We start from the raw sequence: 20,300 nt of genomic DNA, 5'->3' as shown, positions 1-20,300 counted from the left end.
ATGTGTCAAACTCGAATATGAAAATAAGTTCATGATCGGTGATACATGGGAGAGTGACATGCGAAAGGGTCTGCTGCCGCAATCATCACGTCTGGCGATCGCACTTGGATTGAGTGTGCTGGCATTTGGCTTGGCCTCCTGCGGCGGGGAGGGGGCGTCCGATGCTGTCTCGGTCGTGCCGGGCGGCACGGCGTCGGCTAGCACCACGACCGTCGCGAGCACGCCGCCCTCTGCCGCCACCACGCCTCCGCCTGCCGGCACGACCGCTGCAGCCCCGGCCGAGCTGGAATATTACAAGATCGGCCAGCTGACCTGGTCGCTCGACACCGACGTGTCCGAGGATATTCGCAACCGCATCACCGATGCGATGAACTGGACGATCAACCACACCAATACGCTGGCCGGCTATAGCGGCCATGTCAGCGTCACCTATCATGCCGGCACGCCCACCGCGGAGGCCGGCTATCGCTGGCGCATCCAGTTCGGCGGATCGATCGGCCGGCGCGTGGCGCTGCACGAAATGGCGCATTGGCTGGGCTCGGGGACCTATGGCGAGTGGGAACGCTATATGGTCAACGGACGCTGGACGGGGGCGGTCACCAACGCGCGGATCAAGGCGTTCGACGGCCCCGACGCGGTGCAATGGGGCGACCGCATCCATTTCTGGCCCTATGGCCTGAACTACGACAGCGAGTTCTTCGAAACGCAGCGCAATGTGCAGCTGGTGTCGTCCCAACTGGCCGATATGGGGCTGGGCGATGCGGCGACCCAGTTCGCCGGCAATCGGCGCTTCGTCAATCGATCGAGCAAGCTGCTGCTCGACGGCACCGGCACTGGCCCGGTAGCCAATAGCGGATCGGCGGCAACGCTGGTCTGGAACGTCCGTTATGCGGATGGCTATGTCGAGCTGGTCAGCGCGGACGGCCGGGCGATCGACTCGCTGGGCAATACCAGCAATGGCGACCCCACCGGACTGGCGCCGCGCTCGCAGGGCGTCGGCCAGCAATGGGAGGTCCTGCCGACCGAGGACGGCTGGTTCCTGCTGCGCAATCGGCAGACGTCCAAATGCCTGGACAATATCGGCGAGCTGGGGGCCGGCACCGCGATCCGCGTCTGGGACTGCGGCGGTCATCCCAACCAGCAATGGCATCTGGTGCGATAAGCCAGCCGGATCGGGTTTCGTTCGATCCGCTGCACCGGGGAAGGTCCTGCCTTCCCCGGAACAGCCTTCTTTTCAAGCTCAGGTCAGCGAGGATTTGCGCGGCGGGGCGTCCTGTCCCTCCGTGCTCGTCTGGCCCTGGTCGAGCGTGTCGCGCGGCCGGCGGGCATCGCCGGATTTCTGATGCTCGGTCGACAGGTTCGGCCGATCGGTTTCAGTGGTGGGTTTGACGGCGTCGTCCATGGCCCTGTCCTTTGCGGCTCAGCGCTGCAGCTGTGACAGCATCTGGATATGCTGCTGAACGATCGGCACGGCGGCCTGGGCGCTCGTCTTCAGCGCGGGCTGATCGCCATTCGTCGCATAGCTTTGGTGCAGGTCGAGCGCGGCCTGATGCGCGGGGGCCTGCTGGCCGAGATAGAGGCGGTCGAAGTCGGCGGCCTTGGCGCGGCGCAGTTCCTCGATCGAGGCCTTGGCGCCGCCCAGTTGCGGCGGCGTCGGGGTCAGCCCGGCCTGGCGCGCGGCCTGTACGGTGGCGGCGGTGGTGTGGCGGTGATGCTCGATCATCGCCTGGGCGAAGCGCCGCACGCCCGCGTCGCGCGACTTTTGCAGCGCAATCTCGCTGGAGGTGATCTCGTACAGGTCGCTCATCCCGGCGGCCTTCACATAGGCGGCGGCCTGCGCCTTGGCGGCGGCGGGCGGGGGCGGTGGCGGGGTCTGCGCGACGACCGGCGCGCCGGCGAGGATGAGGGCCAGCGCGATGGGCAGGGGCTTCAGCATGGTGATCTCCCGTGACGGTGATGTCAGGGCAACCGGCGTCACCGACCGCCGTTCCGCTAAATCGTTGAATTGTGATCCGTATCAGTATGTTTATCGTTGGGCGGCAGCGGGGATGCCGGAGCAATTCGACGCCGGCGTGCGATTAGCGCATGACACCGCCGCATCCGGTCTGATAGCCCTGTCGCCATGCCCGTTTCGGCCGCCGCCTCCGCCCGCGAGATCCTCGTCCGCCTGCACGACGTCATGGCGTCGCGCGCACCCGCCCAAGCCAAGCTGAACCAGGTGGTCCAGATCATCGGCGAGTCGATCGGCAGCGAGGTGTGTTCCATCTATCTGCTGCGCGAAGGCGTGCTGGAGCTGTTCGCGACGCGCGGCCTGGCCGAGGAGGCGGTGCACGTCACCAAGCTGGCGCTGGGCGAGGGGCTGGTCGGCACCATCGCCGAGGATGTCGAGGTGCTGAACCTCGACGAAGCCGCCAGCCATCCCGACTTCGCCTATAAGCCCGAAACGGGTGAGGACCGCTTCCACAGCTTCGCGGGCGTGCCGATCATCCGGCGCGAGCGGGCGGTGGGCGTGCTGGCGGTGCAGCATGCCGAGCCGCGCAAATATGCCGATGTCGAGATCGAGGCGTTGCAGACGGTCGCGATGGTGCTGTCCGAGCTGATCGCCAATGCCGGGCTGATCGATGCGGCGAGTGCGGCGGGCGCGCGGCCGCAGATGACGGCGACGGTCCGGCTGGCGGGCCAGAAGCTGGTCGACGGCATGGGCAGCGGCTTTGCCGTCTTCCACCAACCGCGCATCGTCATCGAGCATACGGTGGCCGAGGACATCGATGCCGAGCGTCGCCGCGTCTATGCCGCGTTCGACAAGATGCGCGAGCAGATCGACCGCATGGCGCGCGAGGCCGAATTCGGCGTGGCGGGCGAGCATGTCGAGGTCATCGAGACCTATAAGATGTTCGCCTATGACGAGGGGTGGGCGCGCCGGATCAACGAGGCGATCGACAGCGGCCTGACCGCCGAGGCCGCGATCGAGCGGGTGCAGCAGCGCACGCGCCAGCGGATGCGCCAGATCGACGATCCGCTGCTCGCCGACCGGATGCACGACCTGGAGGACCTGTCCAACCGGTTGCTGCGCATCGTGTCGGGGCAGATGGGCACAGCGGCGCAACTGGGTCTGCGGCAGGACACGATCCTGATCGCGCGCAACCTGGGGCCGGCCGAGCTGCTGGAATATGATCGCCGGCGGCTGAAGGGCGTGATCCTGGAGGAAGGGTCGCTGACCGCGCATGTCATCATCGTCGCGCGCGCCATGGGCGTGCCGGTGCTGGGCCGGGTGCGCGATGTGCGGCGGCAGATCGCCGATGGCGACCAGCTGCTGCTCGACACGACCGAGGGCAGCGTGCTCGTCCGCCCGACCGCGGCGATGGAGGAGGCGTTCGAGGCCAAGCTGGCGCTGCGCCAGAAGCGGCGCGCGGCCTTCGCCGCGCTGCGCGACGTGCCGCCGGTGACCAGGGACGGGCACCGCGTCACGCTGATGGTCAATGCCGGGCTTCGCGACGATGCCGCCGCGCTCGACACGACGGGGGCGGACGGTATCGGCCTGTTCCGCACCGAGTTCCAGTTCCTCGTCTCCGCCACCCTGCCGCAGCGCGAGCGGCAGCAGCGGCTGTACCGCGACGTGATGGAGGCGGCGGGCGATCGCCCGGTCGTCTTCCGCACCATCGACATCGGCGGCGACAAGGCGTTGCCCTATCTGAATGTCGAGGCGGGGGACGAGGAGAACCCCGCCATGGGCTGGCGTGCGCTGCGCCTGGCGTTGGAGCGCGAGGGCCTGATGAAGGCGCAGGCGCGCGCGCTGCTGGAGGCGGGCTCGGGCCGCACGCTCCATGTCATGTTCCCGATGGTGTCCGAGGCATGGGAGTTCGACGAGGCCAAGGCGCTTTTCGAGGCGCAGCGGGTGTGGCTCGCCGGGCGCGGCCGGCGGTTGCCGATCGAGGTCCGCTACGGCGCGATGCTGGAGGTGCCGGCGCTCGCCGAGCAGCTCGATCTGATCCTGCCGAACGTCGATTTCCTGTCGATCGGCACCAACGACCTGACGCAGTTCCTGTTCGCCGCCGACCGCGCGAACCCCAAGCTGGCTGAGCGCTATGACTGGCTCAGCCCCTCCATCCTGCGCTTCCTGCGCCGGGTGGTCGAACCGGCGCGCGCGGCGGGTGTGCGTGTGGGCGTGTGCGGCGAAATGGGTGGCCGTCCGCTGGAGGCGATGGCGCTGATCGGGCTGGGGCTCGACCGGCTGTCGATCACCCCGGCGGCGGTCGGTCCGGTCAAGGCGATGATCCGCTCGCTCGACCGTGCGGCGATCACCGAGGAGATGACGCGGCTGCTCGCGCATCCGGTGCGCGACATGCGCGGGGCGCTTGGTGCCTGGGCTGCGACGAACGGTGTGGAATTGGCCTGATCAGGGGCCGGGCTTCGCGTTGACTTGAACCCAACCGTCTGAAAGAACGACCGCGATCATGGGGTGGGCCATGGTCACTTCGGAGTTGAGAATGGACGAGGTCAATCCCGGCCACGATGCCGCACCAGCGGCACCTGCCCGCGCCGGTGACGTCCTGCGCACGGCGCGTGAGGCGCAGGGGCTATCGCTGGGCGATATCGGTGCGCGCACGCGCATCCCCAGTCGTCATCTCGCGGCGATCGAGGCATCCGATTATCAGAGCCTGCCATCGGCCACCTATGCGGTCGGCTTCGCCAAGGCCTATGCCCGCGCGGTCGGCGCCGACGAGGTCGCGATCGCGCAGGCGGTGCGCGCCGATGTCGACCGGATGGGCCGGCGGGTCAGCGAATATGTGCCGCAGGACATCGCCGATCCCGCCCGCGTGCCATCGCGCGGGCTGGCGATCATCGGTGCCGGCATCGCGCTGGCGCTGCTGATCATCGCCGGGCTGTGGTACGGCACCGACCTGTTCCGCCGCGATCGCACCGCGCAGGATGTGCCGGCCGTCACCCCGCTGACCAATGCCACCGACGCCGGCACCACTGCGCCGGTCGCCAGCCCGACGCCGGTGACCGGCGGCAAGGTGCTGCTGACCGCCAATGGTGAAGTCTGGCTGCGCGTCTATGACGCCGACAACAAGACGCTGAAGATCGGCACATTGAAGCAGGGCGAGCAATATGAAGTGCCCGCCGACGCCAATGGCCCGATGCTGAATGTCGGTCGTCCCGACAAGCTGACCGTCACGCTGAATGGCTCGGCCATCCCGCCGCTGGGCGACGGATCGCGCGCGATCAAGGACGTGAAGCTGGATCCTGCGTCGATCGCGGCCCGGGCCTCGGGCGCGCCGCTGGTCAGCGCGCCCGCCGCGCGGGAGACGGCGACGCCGCGTCGCGCGCAGCGTCCCGCCGCCGCCACGCCGGCCGCGCCTGCGCCCACGCCGTCGCCCAGCCCTGCGACGACGGCACCGGCCGATCTGTAAGGGTCGGTCTTTCAGGCTGGCGACAGCTTCGGCGGGGCAGATAGGATGTCCCGCCTTTTCCAACAGACCCACCGGGGGGTGAGAGCGATGCGTAACCTGTTGCTGGCCGGCGTTGCGGCCGTTCTGATCGTACCGACGGCGGCGTCGGCCCAGTCCAATATCGAGGGCCGCGTCGGCAAGCTGGAAAGCGAGATGCGCGCGGTGCAGCGCAAGGTGTTCCCGGGCGGCGCGAACCAATATGTCCAGCCCGAGATCACCGCGCCGCAGACCCAGACGCCGGTGACGGGCGTGCCCGCCACCAGCGCGCTGGCCGATCTGAGCGCGCGCGTCACCTCGCTGGAGGAGCAGTTGACGACGCTGACCGGGCAGGTCGAGCAGAGCGGCTATCGCACCCGCCAGCTTCAGGATCAGTTCGACGCCTATAAGCGCGCGACCGATGCGCGGTTGAAGGCGCTGGAATCGGGCCCCGCCCCGATCGCGCCGGCCGGCCAGAGCACGCCGCTCGATACGTCGGGTGATGGTGCCGCCACGACTACGCGCCCCGGCCGGACCCCGGCGGCGGTCGTGGCCAGTGGCGATACCGCGACGGGCACCCCGGCGGCGGCTACGGCTGCGGTCGACAAGCCCTCGACCGGCGATCCGGCCGAGGACGCCTATCTCTATGGCTATCGCCTGTGGACCGCCAAGCGCTATGCCGAGGCGGAGACGCAGCTCAAGAAGGTGGTCGCCGACTATCCCAAGAGCCGCCGCGCCAGCTTCGCGCAGAACCTGCTCGGCCGCAGCTATCTCGACTCGGGCAAACCCAGCCTGGCCTCGATGGCCTTTTACGAGAATTACAAGAAATTCCCCGATGGCGAGCGCGCCCCCGACAGCCTGCTCTATCTCGGCCAAGCGCTGACCAAGCTCAACAAGCCGGCGGACGCGTGCAAGGTCTATGACGAGCTGAGCGACGTCTATGGCGCCAAGATTTCCGCGTCGATGAAGACCCAGATCGAGGCGGGGCGCAGCGCGGCCAAGTGCAAGTGATGGCGTGACCGCGGGACACCGGGCGTCGCCGGATCGCGCGGCGTCCGATGTCCGACGCTTTCGATAGGCGTTCGGGCCGGAAATCACTTGCACGCGGCTTGGGGAGGGGCCTAGAGCCGGGTCTTCCCTGACCAGCTTTGAGAATATCATGGCCACCGACGCCACGGCCGAGGATCAGATCGCGCGTTTCGCCGCCGATCTGGCGACGCTTCACGATCTCCGTTCGAACCCCGCGCCGCTGTTGCTGGCGGTCTCCGGCGGCCCCGACAGCATGGCGATGCTGACATTGGCGGCGGCGGCCTATCCGGGGCGGATCACGGTGGCGACGGTCGATCACGGCTTGCGGCCCGAGGCGGCGGACGAGGTGCGGATGGTCGCGGAGCATTGCCGCGATCTGGGCGTGCCGCATCACGGCCTGCGCCCCGCCGAGGCCATCGCCGGTGCCAGCCTACAGGCGCAGGCGCGCGAGGCCCGCTACGCGCTGCTCGCCGATCATGCCCGGACTTCGCACGCGGCGGCGATCTTGACCGCGCATCATGCCGACGACCAGGCGGAAACCTTCCTGATGCGCGCGGCGCGCGGGGCGGGGCTGTCGGGCCTGTCGGGGGTACGGGCGCGCACGGAGATCGGCGGCGTGGCCGTGCTGCGTCCGCTGCTCGACTGGCGGCGCGCCGAGCTGCGCCAGATCGTGCGGCGTGCGGAAGCGCCCTTCGTCGACGATCCCGCCAATCACGATCCCCGGCATGACCGGACCCGGTTTCGCCAGCTGCTCGACGCCAATGAGTGGCTGGGCGTCGCGCAGATGGCGCGCGCCGCCGCACAGCTGGCGGAGGCCGATGCCGATCTGCGCGCGACCGTGGAATGGCTGTGGCGGGAGCGCGCGCAGATCGACGGCGACAATGTCCGTATCGCCGCCGCCGACCTGCCGCGCGAGCTGGGTCGCCGGCTGGCCCGCCGCGCGATCGGCACGGTGCGCCAGGCCGCCGCGATCGAGTCGCCCGCCTGGAGCGATGGGGCCAATATCGAGAAGCTGCTCGACGCGCTGGCCGGCGGCAGCCGTGCGACTCAGGCAGGGGTGATCGCCAGCGTGCGGTCGGGCGTCTGGCGCTTCCGACCCGCACCGCCGCGCAGGACCGGCTGACGGGCGCGCAAGACTGACGCTTCTGTCACCGATCGATCACTTTGATCGGTGTTGTTCCATTGCCATTAACCTCGCTGCGCCTATCTTGGAGGCGGAAAGGTATCCGGCACCGATGAACGACAACGACAAGCAGCAGAGCCCCGATCCCAATGGGGGCGGCAACCCCTGGATGAAGAGCCTGTTGATCTGGGTGGGCATCCTGATGGCGCTCGCCCTGTTCGTCAGCCTGTCCGGCGCGGGTTCGTCGGCGCAGAGCGGCAACCAGATCGAATATTCGACCTTCCTCGACAAGGTCGACGAGGGCACGGTGAAGACCGCGACGATCTCACGCGAGTCGATCACCGGCACGCTGTCGTCGGGCGAGAAGTTCCGGACGACGCCGGTCCCCGATTCGCAGCTGATCCCGCGCCTGCGCGAAAAGGGCGTGACCTTCACGGCGAAAACCGAGGAAGGGCCGTCCATCTGGATGCTGATGCTCTATAATTCGCTGCCCTTCCTGCTGTTCATCGGCATCGCCTTCTTCGTGCTGCGCCAGATGCAGAAGGGTGGCGGCGCCAGCGGTGCGATGGGCTTCGGCAAGAGCCGCGCGCGCATGCTGACCCAGAAGGAAGGCAAGGTGACCTTCGACGATGTGGCCGGCATCGACGAAGCGCGCGAAGAACTGCAGGAAATCGTCGAGTTCCTGAAGGACCCGTCGAAGTTCGCACGCCTCGGCGGCAAGATCCCGAAGGGTGCGCTGCTGGTCGGCTCGCCGGGTACGGGCAAGACGCTGCTCGCCCGCGCCATCGCGGGTGAGGCGGGCGTGCCCTTCTTCACCATTTCGGGTTCGGACTTCGTCGAGATGTTCGTCGGCGTCGGTGCCAGCCGCGTGCGCGACATGTTCGAGCAGGCCAAGAAGTCGGCGCCGTGCATCGTCTTCATCGACGAGATCGACGCGGTCGGCCGCCATCGCGGTGCGGGCCTGGGCAACGGCAATGACGAGCGCGAGCAGACGTTGAACCAGTTGCTGGTCGAGATGGATGGTTTCGAGGCCAATGAGGGCATCATCATCATCGCCGCGACCAACCGTCCCGACGTGCTCGATCCCGCGCTGCTGCGTCCTGGTCGTTTCGACCGTCAGGTCGTGGTGCCGCGCCCCGACATCGATGGCCGCGTGAAGATCCTCGAAGTTCATATGAAGAAGGTGCCGCTGGCCCCCGACGTCGACGCCCGCGTCATCGCGCGCGGCACGCCGGGCTTCTCGGGCGCGGATCTGGCGAACCTGGTCAACGAGGCCGCGCTGATGGCCGCGCGCAAGGGCAAGCGCCTGGTCGCCAGCGCCGAGTTCGAGGAAGCCAAGGACAAGGTCATGATGGGCGCGGAGCGCCGCTCGATGGTCATGACCGAGGACGAGAAGCGGATGACCGCCTATCACGAGGCGGGCCATGCGATCATCGCGCTGCATGAACCGGCGTCGGACCCGATCCACAAGGCGACGATCATCCCGCGCGGTCGCGCGCTGGGCATGGTGATGCGCCTGCCGGAGCGCGACTCGTACAGCTATCATCGCGACAAGATGTACGCGAACCTGGCGGTCGCCATGGGCGGTCGCGTCGCCGAGGAGATCATCTTCGGCTATGACAAGGTGTCGAGCGGCGCGAGCGGCGATATCCAGTACGCCACGGGTCTGGCGCGCGACATGGTCACGAAGTGGGGCATGTCGGACAAGGTCGGTCCGGTCGAGTACGCCCAGCCGGAAGGCGAGAGCTTCCTGGGCTATTCGTCGAGCCAGCCGGTGCGCATGTCCAACCAGACCGCGCAGCTGATCGACGACGAGATCAAGTCAATCGTCGAGGGCGGTCTGCATCGCGCCAAGCATGTGCTGACCGAGCATGTCGATCAGCTCCATCTGCTGGCTGGGGCGCTGCTGGAATATGAGACGCTGTCGGGCGATGAGATCAAGAAGCTGATCGCGGGCGACGACATCGGTCGCGACGATCCCAAGGCGAAGGCGACGCCGGTTGCCAAGGCGGGGACCTCGATCCCCAAGACCCGGCGCGGCGCGGGTCCGTTCGGATCGCCGAGCCCGCTCGGCGCCTGATCCGTCGGGTTTCGGAATGTGGAAAGGCCGTCCCTGCGAGGGGGCGGCCTTTTTGCTTTTGGGGGGCGGGCGTGGCCTTCGACTTCGCTCAGGCTGAACGGAGCGAGGGGAGTGCGGCACGGATACTCACCGGGCGATGCATGAGAGTAGCACCACTCCGGAATCCCCGTTCAGCCTGAGCGAAGTCGAAGGCCACGCCCAAACCCCAGCCCCTCATTTCAAATCCGCCACCGCCTTGGCGATAACCGGCGACGCACACAGCCGCACGTCCGTCTCAGTCAAGGGCGAATCCCCCGGCTCGGCACAGCGATGCGCCGCCTCGCGCGGCGGAATCATGTCGAGCGGCGCGACCGACGCATCCCGTCTGGCGATCACCGTGCCCAGCTTGCTCAGATACGCATCCCAGCCTCCGCCGGTCCCCGGTTGCCCGACCAGCGGCAGCGCGTCCCGCCGCATCGCCTCCGCCCCCGCAAAGTTGCCCAGCTGGCGCAGCTGATTGGCCGCGCGCGCCGTCATCCAAAGCCGGTCCTTCGGCTCGGTATCGGCCGGAAGCCGGCGTACATGCTGGACGAACTCCCTGGCGTATCGAGCGCGCCGCGCCTGCATCTCGGGCGTATCGCGGCCTTCTCCCAGTCCGGGCGTCTCTCCCCACAGCGCCGCCTGGAGCCAGCCGAGCACATCGGCCTCCGGCCGGCTCAATCGTGCCGCCAGCCATGCCGCGCGATAATGCGGCGAATCCCCTTGCGCGACCATCCTGGCGTAGTCTGGCGTGGCGATCAGCACCGCCAGCGCCGCCTTGTCGCTATCCGAAAACCGATCGAACACGACCAGGTGATTGTCCGGACATTCGGGCACGGGCAGCGGGAACATCATATAGCTATAGGGGCGCCCATCGGGCCGCTCGCCATAGGTCGAGTAGCTCCCCATCTGCCAGCCCGAGAATGTCTCGCCGCCGATCGGGCAGGTCATCGGCACGTTGCCGCCATGAATCGGGGGAGGGGGCGGCGGCGGTGGCGTCGGGGCCGAGGCCTGCGCCTGAAGCAGCGCCCATGCGAGACCGATCATCATGCCCATCCTCCCCCTATAGTCCCGTCGAGCCTAGCCGATCGGAGCCGCAGCGACTATGCTGCTGGCGTGGTCGTGACATAAGCACAGGGTGGCAGACCCGTCGCGCGGCCCGATGGAGGATGTCCGCATGACCGAAGTCCCCCGCAACGACACACCGGGCGACACGCTGCGCGACCGCGCGGTCCGCCTCTACGACGCCTTTACCCATGACCATCACGACCGTCGCACCCTGCTGCGCCAGATGACCGCGCTTGCGGGCTCGGCGGCGGCGGCCGAGGCGCTGATCCTGGGAATCGCCGCCAGTCCCGCCGCCGCGGCGATGACCGATCCGCAGGACGCCCGTCTACGGATCGATCGCCGCGAGGGGATGGAGGCCGGCGCCCGCTCCGCCGCCTATATGGTCGCCCCGCGTGACGCGAAGAAGCGGCTGGGCGAGGTTCTGGTCATTCACGAAAATCGCGGGCTGACGCCGCATATCGAGGATGTCGCACGTCGTCTGGCTTTGGCCGGCTTTCGCGTGACCGCGCCCGATCTGCTGGCGCCGCAGGGCGGCACGCCGGCGGACGAGGATCGCGCCCGCACGCTGATCGGGACGCTCGACTATGATCTGGCGCTGGCCCAGGCGCGGGCGATGATGGCGCGCGCCGCCGCCGACAAGGCGGGAACGGGGCGCGTCGGTTCGGTCGGCTTCTGCTGGGGCGGGGCGTTCGTCAACCGGTTGGCGGTGGCGGCGGGGCCGGCGCTGGCGGCGGGCGTCGCCTATTACGGCCCCGCGCCCGCACCCGGCGAGGCGGCCAGGGTCCGCTCGCCGCTGATGCTCCATTATGCCGGCAAGGATGCGCGGGTGAACGCCACCGGCGAACCCTGGGTCGCGGCGCTGAAGGTGGCGGGTCGACCGGTCGAGGCCTTCACCTATGCCGGCGTCGACCACGCCTTCAACAACGACACCAGCGCCGAACGCTATGACCGCGCCGCCGCCGAACAGGCCTGGGCGCGGACGACGGCCTTTCTGCATCGCCATCTCGATCACGGCTGACGCCCCGATGGGGCGGGGCACCATTCAGGGGAGACATGTCATGACCACCGAGTTGACGCTCTACACCAACCCGCATTCGCGTGGCCGGATCGCGCGCTGGATGCTGGAGGAGACGGGGGCCGCCTATGACACGGCGATCCTGGACTATGGGACGACGATGGTCGCCCCCGACTACCGCGCGATCAACCCGATGATGAAGGTGCCCGCGATCGTCCATCGCGGCCAGGTAGTGACCGAGACGGCGGCGATCTGCGCCTATCTGGCCGAGGCGTTTCCCGATGCGGAGCTGACCCCGCTGCCGGAGGAACGCGCGGACTATTATCGCTGGCTGTTCTTCGCGGCGGGGCCGCTGGAGGCCGCCATCACCAATCGTGCGTTGAACGTCACGCCGACCGCCGAGCAGCAACGTATGGCCGGCTATGGCGATTTCGACCGGGCGGTCGGGGTCGTCGATCAGGCGGTGGCGCGCCATCCCTATATCGCGGGCGAGCGGTTCACCGCCGCCGATGTCTATCTCGGCTCGCAACTCATGTGGTTCACCCAGTTCGGGCTGATCCCGCGCAGCGACGCGATTATGGCCTATATCGGCCGGCTGGCCGAGCGCCCCGCCCATGCCCGTGCCACTGCGCTGGACGATGGCAAGGTGGAGGAGGTCATCGCCGACTAGCAGACGACACCGCCCTCCGGCCCGTGCTCACAGGCTCAGGCCGGATCGTGGGCCTCGACCTGCTGGGGGCAGGCGGCGCGCAGGATGTCGAGGCCGGCGGCGATATGATTGCCCGCCAGCGGCATGCCCAGCGCATCGGCGCCCTCCATGGCGGCCTGGGCCAGGGCGATGACATGCTCCAATGTGACGTTCGGGTGGCTCATCGGACGGATAACTCGAAAAGGCTTGGCCGTCACGCGACGGCCGGGGGGAGGGGGTGTTCGACCGGAAGATTGCACCAACCTGATGCTTATCGCGACAAGTATTTTTGCAATCGATTCTGACCACCTGCCCCCAAGCGGGACTCCGCCAAGGGGCAGGTGAGGAAAATTATCGCATCAGAACAAGCTCTTCCGACATGGTCGGATGCAGCGCGACCGTGGCGTCGAACTGCGCCTTGGTCAGCCCGGCCTTCACCGCGACAGCGGCGGCCTGGAGGATTTCAGGAACGTCGGGGCCGATCATGTGCAGCCCGACGACGCGGCCCGTCACGCCCTCGCACACCATCTTGTACAGCGCGCGCTCGTCGCGGCCGGCCAGCACATTCTTCATCGGGCGGAAGTCGGAGGTGTATACCTGCACCGAGCCGAGCTTCTGCCGCGCCTCCGCCTCGGTCATGCCGACTCCGGCCATGGGCGGGTGGCTGAATACGGCCGCCGGGATGCAGTCATAATCGACCCGCGTCGGCTTGTTGCCATAGACGGTGTCGGAAAAGGCCTGCCCCTCGCGAATCGCGACCGGGGTCAGCTGGACCCGGTTGGTCACGTCGCCGACCGCATAGATGCTGGGGCAGGTCGAGCGATTGTCCTCGTCGACCTTGATCGCGCCGATCGCGTCCAGCTCGACCCCCGCCGAGTCGAGCCCCAGGCCATGGGTGTTGGGTACGCGGCCGGTGGCGAACATGACCAGGTCGACCTCGATCGGATCATGGCCCGACATGGACACTTTCAGTGAACCGTCCGCCTGCTTCTCGATCCCCTGGAAAGTCGCGTCAAAGCGGAAGTCGATGCCCTTCATCATCGAAATTTGGAGCAGTCGGTCGCGGATCGTCAGGTCATAGCCGCGTAGGATTTCCTTGCTGCGGTTGATCAGCGTGACGTGCGCCCCGAACTGGTGGAAGATGCCGGCGAACTCGTTGGCGATATAGCCCGCGCCCGCGATCAGCACACGCTTCGGGATCGAGTCGAGATGGAACGCCTCGTTGGAGGTGATGCCATGCTCATGGCCGGGGCAGGACGGGATGGCGGGATGCGCGCCGACCGCGACCAGGATGCGCTCGGCGGTCTTCTCGGTGCCATCGGCCAAGCGTACGCTGTTGGGGCCGGTGACGACGGCGCGCTGGTCGATGATCTCGACGCCGTGGCTCTCCAGCGTATTCTTATAGGCGCCATTGAGCCGGTCGACCTCGGCCAGGACATTGTCGCGCAGCGTGCCCCAAGAGAATTCGCATTCGCTCGGCACCTGCCAGCCGAAGCGGCGCGCGTCCTTCAGATCCTCGGCGAAATGCGCGCCATAGATCAGCAGCTTCTTCGGCACGCAGCCGCGAATGACGCAGGTGCCGCCGACGCGATATTCCTCGGCCACCGCCACGCGTGCGCCATGCGCCGCCGCCACCCGCGATGCGCGCGTACCCCCGGAGCCTGCCCCGATGACGAACAGGTCATAGTCATACTCAGCCATGGGACGGTTTCTCCGGGAAGGTCAGAACAGCGGGCTTGCAGGCCGCCTAAAAGCACAACGGGGGACGCCGAGCCAAGTTCAGCATCCCCCTTACAGTGATCGATATTCCGAATTCCTCCCCTGCAAGGGGAGGGGGACCATGCGCAGCATGGTGGAGGGGTGTCGTCCTCTCGATGGCGGGACACCCCTCCGTCAGGCCTTCGGCCTGCCACCTCCCCTTGCAGGGGAGGAATGGCGTTTACCCGAACGCCCGCTGGATCAGGTCCTCGGTCGAGGGATCGAAATCCTGCCCGCCCTGGTCCGCCGCCTTGGCCATTTCCTTGCCCAGCTCGACACCGAACTGGTCGAAGCTGTTGATGCCCAGCAGCACGCCGTTCACGAACACGCGGTGCTCGTAAAAGGCGATCAGCGCGCCCAGCGTGCGCGGATCGAGCGTGTCGAGCAGGATGGTCGAGGACGGACGGTCGCCCGAATAGCTGCGCGCGGGATCGTCGGTCTTCTTGCCCTTCATCAGCGCCGCACCCTGCGCGAACGCATTGAGCAGCAGCTGGCGGTGATGATCGTCGCTCAGCACATCGCCCGGCTCGATGACCGCGATGAACTCGACCGGCACCAGATGGGTGCCCTGATGGAGCAGCTGGAACACGGCATGCTGCGCATCGGTGCCGACCCCGCCCCAGGTGATCGCGGCGGTGGGACGGCCGACCGGCTGGCCATCGACGGTCACGCCCTTGCCGTTCGACTCCATCTCCAACTGCTGGAGATAGGAGGGGAGCAGGCGCAGACGCTCGTCATAGGCGAAGGGCGCGCGCGTCTCGGCATGGCGGACCTGGGTGTAATAGAGGTCGGCAAAGGCGGCGAGCGCGGGGGCGTTCTGCGCCAGGTCGGTCAGGCGGAAATGGCGATCCATTTCGGCCGCGCCCTCCAGCAGTTCCTCGAACGCGTCCCAGCCCAGGCCCAGCGCGGCGGGGAAGCCGATCGTCGACCAGAGCGAATAGCGCCCGCCGACCGACTCGGCGAAGGACAGGATGCGGGTCTCGTCGATGCCCCATTCGACCGCCTTGGTCGGGTTGGCGGTCAGCGCGATGACGCGGCCATAAGGGTCCTCGACGCCATGCTCGGTCATCCATTGCAGCGCCGAGGTGGCGTTCAGCATCGTCTCGGTGGTGGTGAAGGTCTTGGACGCGACGACCAGCAGCGTGGCGGCGGGATCGAAGCGCTTGAACACCTCCTCCAGCGCGACCCCGTCGACGTTCGATACGATCGCCACGTCGTAACGGTCGGTATCGCGGCCGAGCGCATCGACCAGCAGGTCGGGGCCCAACGCCGAGCCGCCGATGCCGATATGCAGGACATGGCGGATGGGCCCGAGCGCCTCCGCCTCGATCGCGTCGATCAACGCGCGCATCCGGGCGTGCGACTGGCGCGCGGTGGCGACGCTTTCGGGATTGCCCTCGCCACGCTCGGCAGTGTGCTCGACCGCACGGCCCTCGGTAACGTTGACGACCTCGCCGCCGAACAGCGCGTCGCGCTTGGCGGCCAGCCCTTGCGCCTTGGCCAGCTCGGCGAAGGCGGCAACGGCTTCCGGGGTCAGGTGGGTCTTGGACCAGTCGAAATGGATGCCCGCCACGTCCAGGCTGAATGAGGCCAGCCGATTGGGATCATTCGCGAAAAGATCGAGAAGCGGGGTCTGCGGGAGCGATTCGATCGTCGACCAGTCGGCAGCCATGATGCCTGTTCCTTCCTTGCGCGCGCCCGGTTGGGCTTCGCTTACGGCGTTAGACAAAGCCGGGGCGCAAAGCCAAGCCCTAGATTGGTATGGTGGGTTGGGAAGGTATGACGGAAAGGCGGTGGGAGCCGCTCTTCCCTTCGTTCGACATGGCTAGAAGGTTATTCGACGCAGCTGCTCGATGATCTGGCCATTCGGCCGCACGATCTGGGCGGCACAGGCCAGCACCCGCCCGGCGGCGAATTGCGGCCTGCGACAGCGTTGTTCGGTACGGATGCGGGTCAGGTCCGAGGCGCGGTAGATCGACATGCGGTACAGCGCCGCCTCGCCGACCTGTTCGACCGCGCAGGCGATCGCGATATAGCCGCCGTTGCGGGCGACTTCGACCTGATGACAGTCCCGTTCGATCACACGACGCGGGCCGGCGACATCCTCCACCGCCATGCGAAGACCTTCGCGGGGATCATTGGCATCGGGCACATACCAGGGGCGAAGCAGCAGTCGCGATCGGACGGTGCTGACGATATCCGATCCGTCGAGATTGACGGGCCGATCGCGCATCCTGGCAAAGCTCGGATCGACCGCCGGCAGACCCAGCGCGGCGACGCTGCCCGCCTTTGGCGTGCAGCGCTTCACATAGCTGCCGGGGCTAGGCGCACCAGACGGCCGCGTCTGGCCCGGCCGGGCGAGGACATAGACGCCGGGGCGGAACTCGACGCAATCCGAACCCGACATGACCTGCGCACCCGGCGCCCGCCGTGCCGCCGCCGCCCCGACCAAGGCCAGCGGATCGCGCGCGCTCTGGATGATCGTCCAAGTCGATCCAGTCGGGCGGCTTTCCACAGCCGTTGCGGGGCAGGCCAGGCCCAAGGCGGCGGGCATGAGGGCGGTGCACAACAGGCTGAAGACGTTTCTCATGGCCCAGTCTCCCGTTTGCTCGCCGCAACGTCGGTCCTTCTGACGACGTGCGTGACGAGTCCGCTCCGCCTGCCGCCCGGTCGCTTGTCATTCAGCGGCGATGGCCAATGAAAAGCGTGACCTGTGCCGACGATCCAGCTTACCGATGCTTCCCCGCCACCGGATCGCGGACCACGCCGACATCGGCAAACCGCTTGGGTTCGGCGGGGTGGGGGGCGGGTTCGGCGAGTTCGCGCTGCCAATAGCCGACATCGATCCAGCGGCCATGCTTGTGACCGACTTCGCGGAAGACGCCGGCGCGGCGGAAGCCGACCGCTTCGTGCAACTTGATCGAGCCGTCATTGGGCAGTGCGATCACGCCCATCGCCTGGGTGAAGCCCTGCGCAGTCAGCGTGTCGACCAGCGCTTCGTAGAGGAGGCGGCCGACGCCGGCGCGCTGCGACACGTCGGCGACATAGATCGTCGTCTCGACCACCCAGCGATAGGCCTCGCGCTCGCGGAACCGCGCGGCATAGGCATAGCCGATAATACCCTCTTCCCGGCCTTCCTCGTCGCTCAGCGTCGCGACGATCCAGGGGTAGAGGCCGTCCGCCCCCTCCATGCGCGCGCGCATCGTATCGGCGTCGGGGGCCTGGGTCTCGAACGAGACGACGCCGGCCAGGACATGCGGCGCATAGATGGCGGCGATGGCGGCGGCGTCATCGGGGCGGGCGGCGCGGATGGCGATCATTGGGGTCTCCGAAGGCGATGGGCTTGCGTAGCGTGGGGATGCGCGGTTCGGAAAGCCCTGATTCCAACCTCCGTTCACACTGAGCGAAGTCGAAGTGCACGTTCCGCGCTCAGTGGCGAGGCATTCCCGTAGCCTTCGACTTTGGCGCATAGCGCCAAAGTTTATCCTGAGCGGCTGGCTTGCCAGCCAGCCGAAGGGCTCAGGCTGAACGGAGGTTGGGGATGCGATCGTGCGGGATCAGATCATAGCCCCAACCGGGCGATCAACAGGTCGAGCAGCCGCTCGTCGCTCGCGCTCGCCATCGGGCCGAGCGCGCCGCATTCCAGGCACTTCGCCTGGACCGAGCCGCCGCGCACCAGGCGCTGGACATCGCCCAGCGCGCGCGCGGCCACCGCACGGCGTTCGGCCGCGGCGATGGCGAAGACGTCGCCGCCATTATCGGTCGAATCGTCGTCATTGCCAAAGCCCTGGACCAGTTCGGCGGCGAAGCCGGGCTTCTTCTCCAGATATTCGGGATAGACCTTGGCGGGGTCCAGCTTGGCGCGGCGCGCGGCCTCGGCGATCGCGTCGGACAGGTTGCCGAACCGGTCGACCAGGCCGATCTGGCGGGCGGTGCCGCCGTCCCACACGCGTCCTTGCGCGATGGTGTCGACCTTTTCGGGCGTCATCCGTCGCGACTCCGCCACGCGGGCGAGGAACTGGCGATAGCCATTCTCGATCCCGGCCTGCAGGATGGTGTCGAGCATCGGGGTGAAGCCGCCCAGCACATCGGGCTGGCCGGTCAGGGGCGTCGTCTTCACCCCGTCGGTGGTCACGCCGATCTTGGCCAGCGTATTCTCGAACGAGGGGATCAGGCCGAAGATGCCGATCGAACCGGTGATCGTGCCCGGCTCGGCGAAGATGACGTCCGCCGGGGTCGACACCCAATAGCCGCCCGAGGCCGCGAGGCCGCCCATCGAGACGACGATGGGCAGCTTCTGGCGCTTGGCCTCCAAGATCGCCTGGCGGATCTGTTCGGAAGCCAGCACCGAGCCGCCGGGCGAATCGACGCGCACGACCAGCGCCTTCAGCTTCTTGGTGGCCAGTCCGTCGAGCAGCGCCTTGGAGATGGTCTCGCCCGCCGCCGTGCCCGGACCGCCCTCGCCATCGACGATCGAGCCGGCGATGGTCACCACGCCGATCGCATCGCCCTTGGTGGGCAGCGGATTGGCGCGGACCCAGGCGTCATAGCCGATGGTGCGGAAGCTGCCGGCCGGCTTGGCATTCTCGACGCCGGCGATCTCGGCGATGCGCTTGCCGAACGCCATGCGGTCGCCCAGCTTGTCGACCAGCCCGGCCTTCAGATTGGCGTCGGCGATATTGCCGCCCGAGGCGAGGATCGCGCGATCGGGCTGGGCCAGGAAGCCGGCGAGCTGCGCCCTGGGCCGCGCCTTGGCGATCGACTCGCGCCACTGGGCGAACAGCGTGCCATAGAGCGCCTGCGACGCGGCGCGGGCATCGGGGCTCTGATCGGTGCGGATATAGGGTTCGACGAACGACTTGAACTTGCCGACGCGGTAGACATGGGTGGTGACGCCCAGCTTGTCGATCAGCCCCTTATAGTAAAGCTGGTTGCCGCCCGGCCCGGTGAACAGCGTGCCGCCCAGCGGATTGACCCAGATCTCGCTGGCATGCGCGGCCAGGCGGTACGCGCCATCGGTATAGGCGGTGGCATAGGTCAGCACCGGCTTGCCGCTCTGGCGGACGCGCGCCATCGCGTCGCCGATCTCCTGAAGCGCGGCCGGATAGGCGCCGCCGAAGGAATCGAGGTCGAGGACCACCGCCTTGACGCGGCTGTCGCCCTTGGCCGCATCGATCGCACGGACGACATCGCGCAGGCGGAATTCGCGTGGGCGACCGCGCCCCGACAGCATGGCGAAGGGGGCGATCGCCTCGGGCTGCTCGACGACGGGGCCGTCCAGCTTGAGCAGCAGCGCGCCGTCGGTGATCGCCTTGGTCCCCGGCCGGGCGTTGAGCGCGGCAAAGATCAGCCCGAAGAACAGCAGCATCGCCGCCAGCACCAGGAAATCCTTGATGCCGACCAGCAGCCGCCAGGCGCCGCGCACCAGCCGCCAGCCGCTGCGCCGGCCGGCCTTGCGCCCCGGTCGGCTGAAATCCTGGTCGAGCGGGGAGGCGGGCGGAAAGGCGTCTGCGCGAGCGTCGGTCATGCGCCATGGCTAGCCCAGCCGCGAATAGTCGGCAATGGTCCGTATTAGAGGGCCAATACGGATGGACATCGCCGAAATTTGTTCCCGCCGGCGGGGCGCTTCGTCGAAATTTTTTGGGGGCAGGCGTTGACGGCCTGAACGCCCGTTCACATATCCGGTCCTGTTGGCACTCCCACCCGGTGAGTGCCAGAAAAGTGTAACACGCCAGATTAAAGGGACATGGCAATGAACTTTCGTCCGTTGCACGACCGCGTTCTCGTCCGTCGCGTCGAGGCCGAGGAAAAGACGGCTGGCGGGATCATCATCCCGGATACCGCCAAGGAAAAGCCCCAGGAGGGCGAGGTCGTCGCCGCCGGTTCGGGCGCGAAGGCCGAAGACGGCAAGGTCACCCCGCTGGACGTGAAGGCGGGCGACCGCATCCTGTTCGGCAAGTGGTCGGGCACCGAGGTCAAGGTGAACGGTGAAGACCTGCTCATCATGAAGGAATCGGACATTCTGGGGATCATCGGCTGAGCCGATGAGCGCCAGCCCCGGCGAAGGCCGGGGCCCAGATCCAAAGACTCCT

The 20,300-nt window shown here is 67.7% G+C and carries 18 protein-coding genes; 9 read left to right on the top strand and 9 right to left on the bottom strand.

Translation table 11 applies throughout. The features are described from left to right. The first annotated feature begins 58 nt into the window (after positions 1 to 58). The gene (locus tag ACQHGV_RS11970) at positions 59 to 1,162 is read left to right on the top strand and encodes an RICIN domain-containing protein (RefSeq protein WP_440978349.1); all 1,104 of its coding nucleotides are present in this window, start codon (positions 59 to 61) and stop codon (positions 1,160 to 1,162) included. Between the two features lie 78 nt (positions 1,163 to 1,240). Here ACQHGV_RS11970 and ACQHGV_RS11965 read toward each other — a convergent pair whose 3' ends face one another. Together ACQHGV_RS11965 and ACQHGV_RS11960 are read right to left on the bottom strand one after the other, a co-directional pair. Next, a complete protein-coding gene (locus ACQHGV_RS11965) occupies positions 1,241 to 1,402 on the bottom strand; it encodes a hypothetical protein (protein ID WP_440978348.1) in 162 nt (53 codons plus the stop codon). Between the two features lie 18 nt (positions 1,403 to 1,420). Further along, a complete protein-coding gene (locus ACQHGV_RS11960) occupies positions 1,421 to 1,936 on the bottom strand; it encodes a DUF4142 domain-containing protein (protein WP_183950382.1) in 516 nt (171 codons plus the stop codon). A 186-nt stretch (positions 1,937 to 2,122) separates the two neighbouring features. Between ACQHGV_RS11960 and ptsP the strand changes: the two genes are divergently transcribed. From ptsP to ftsH, 5 genes are all read left to right on the top strand, one after another. Next, positions 2,123 to 4,396: a phosphoenolpyruvate--protein phosphotransferase gene (gene ptsP / locus ACQHGV_RS11955; RefSeq protein WP_440978347.1), complete on the top strand. Its 2,274-nt coding sequence runs from the start codon at positions 2,123 to 2,125 to the stop codon at positions 4,394 to 4,396. 91 nt (positions 4,397 to 4,487) lie between these two features. Beyond that, positions 4,488 to 5,414: a helix-turn-helix domain-containing protein gene (locus ACQHGV_RS11950; protein WP_440978346.1), complete on the top strand. Its 927-nt coding sequence runs from the start codon at positions 4,488 to 4,490 to the stop codon at positions 5,412 to 5,414. Positions 5,415 to 5,501: 87 nt separating this feature from the next. After that, entirely contained in the window at positions 5,502 to 6,440 is a 939-nt protein-coding gene (locus ACQHGV_RS11945; RefSeq protein ID WP_440978345.1) for a tetratricopeptide repeat protein, read from the top strand. Positions 6,441 to 6,588: 148 nt separating this feature from the next. Continuing rightward, the gene (gene tilS / locus ACQHGV_RS11940; protein ID WP_440978344.1) at positions 6,589 to 7,581 is read left to right on the top strand and encodes a tRNA lysidine(34) synthetase TilS; all 993 of its coding nucleotides are present in this window, start codon (positions 6,589 to 6,591) and stop codon (positions 7,579 to 7,581) included. A 112-nt stretch (positions 7,582 to 7,693) separates the two neighbouring features. Then, positions 7,694 to 9,661, top strand: coding sequence for an ATP-dependent zinc metalloprotease FtsH (gene ftsH / locus ACQHGV_RS11935; RefSeq protein WP_409787406.1), 1,968 nt, complete (start codon positions 7,694 to 7,696; stop codon positions 9,659 to 9,661). A 213-nt stretch (positions 9,662 to 9,874) separates the two neighbouring features. Here ftsH and ACQHGV_RS11930 read toward each other — a convergent pair whose 3' ends face one another. Next, on the bottom strand, positions 9,875 to 10,729 hold the full coding sequence (locus tag ACQHGV_RS11930) for a hypothetical protein (protein WP_440978343.1): 855 nt from the start codon (positions 10,727 to 10,729) through the stop codon (positions 9,875 to 9,877). A 127-nt stretch (positions 10,730 to 10,856) separates the two neighbouring features. Between ACQHGV_RS11930 and ACQHGV_RS11925 the strand changes: the two genes are divergently transcribed. Together ACQHGV_RS11925 and ACQHGV_RS11920 are read left to right on the top strand one after the other, a co-directional pair. Next, complete coding sequence (locus tag ACQHGV_RS11925; protein ID WP_440978342.1) at positions 10,857 to 11,765, top strand: dienelactone hydrolase family protein; 909 nt, start codon at positions 10,857 to 10,859, stop codon at positions 11,763 to 11,765. A gap of 40 nt (positions 11,766 to 11,805) precedes the next feature. Continuing rightward, positions 11,806 to 12,432: a glutathione S-transferase family protein gene (locus ACQHGV_RS11920; RefSeq protein ID WP_440978341.1), complete on the top strand. Its 627-nt coding sequence runs from the start codon at positions 11,806 to 11,808 to the stop codon at positions 12,430 to 12,432. 35 nt (positions 12,433 to 12,467) lie between these two features. Here the strand turns inward: ACQHGV_RS11920 and ACQHGV_RS11915 are convergent, their stop codons facing one another. The 6 genes from ACQHGV_RS11915 to sppA all read right to left on the bottom strand — a co-directional run bounded on the left by ACQHGV_RS11915 (position 12,468) and on the right by sppA (position 19,735). Further along, a complete protein-coding gene (locus tag ACQHGV_RS11915; RefSeq protein ID WP_183950391.1) occupies positions 12,468 to 12,635 on the bottom strand; it encodes a hypothetical protein in 168 nt (55 codons plus the stop codon). Between the two features lie 166 nt (positions 12,636 to 12,801). Next, positions 12,802 to 14,151 (bottom strand): glutathione-disulfide reductase, encoded by a 1,350-nt coding sequence (gene gorA, locus ACQHGV_RS11910; RefSeq protein WP_440978340.1) that lies wholly within the window; start codon positions 14,149 to 14,151, stop codon positions 12,802 to 12,804. 238 nt (positions 14,152 to 14,389) lie between these two features. Next, complete coding sequence (gene pgi, locus ACQHGV_RS11905; RefSeq protein WP_440978339.1) at positions 14,390 to 15,880, bottom strand: glucose-6-phosphate isomerase; 1,491 nt, start codon at positions 15,878 to 15,880, stop codon at positions 14,390 to 14,392. A gap of 153 nt (positions 15,881 to 16,033) precedes the next feature. Continuing rightward, the gene (locus ACQHGV_RS11900; RefSeq protein ID WP_440978338.1) at positions 16,034 to 16,798 is read right to left on the bottom strand and encodes a hypothetical protein; all 765 of its coding nucleotides are present in this window, start codon (positions 16,796 to 16,798) and stop codon (positions 16,034 to 16,036) included. A gap of 139 nt (positions 16,799 to 16,937) precedes the next feature. After that, positions 16,938 to 17,528, bottom strand: coding sequence for a GNAT family N-acetyltransferase (locus tag ACQHGV_RS11895; RefSeq protein WP_183950395.1), 591 nt, complete (start codon positions 17,526 to 17,528; stop codon positions 16,938 to 16,940). Positions 17,529 to 17,770: 242 nt separating this feature from the next. Next, on the bottom strand, positions 17,771 to 19,735 hold the full coding sequence (sppA, locus tag ACQHGV_RS11890) for a signal peptide peptidase SppA (protein WP_440978337.1): 1,965 nt from the start codon (positions 19,733 to 19,735) through the stop codon (positions 17,771 to 17,773). A gap of 225 nt (positions 19,736 to 19,960) precedes the next feature. Between sppA and groES the strand changes: the two genes are divergently transcribed. Then, entirely contained in the window at positions 19,961 to 20,248 is a 288-nt protein-coding gene (groES, locus tag ACQHGV_RS11885) for a co-chaperone GroES (protein WP_042484184.1), read from the top strand. Positions 20,249 to 20,300 lie beyond the last annotated feature (52 nt).

It is taken from the genome of Sphingomonas pseudosanguinis, assembly GCF_052056765.1.
Lineage (GTDB): Bacteria > Pseudomonadota > Alphaproteobacteria > Sphingomonadales > Sphingomonadaceae > Sphingomonas > Sphingomonas pseudosanguinis.
This window is presented reverse-complemented; position numbering and strand designations above follow the sequence as displayed.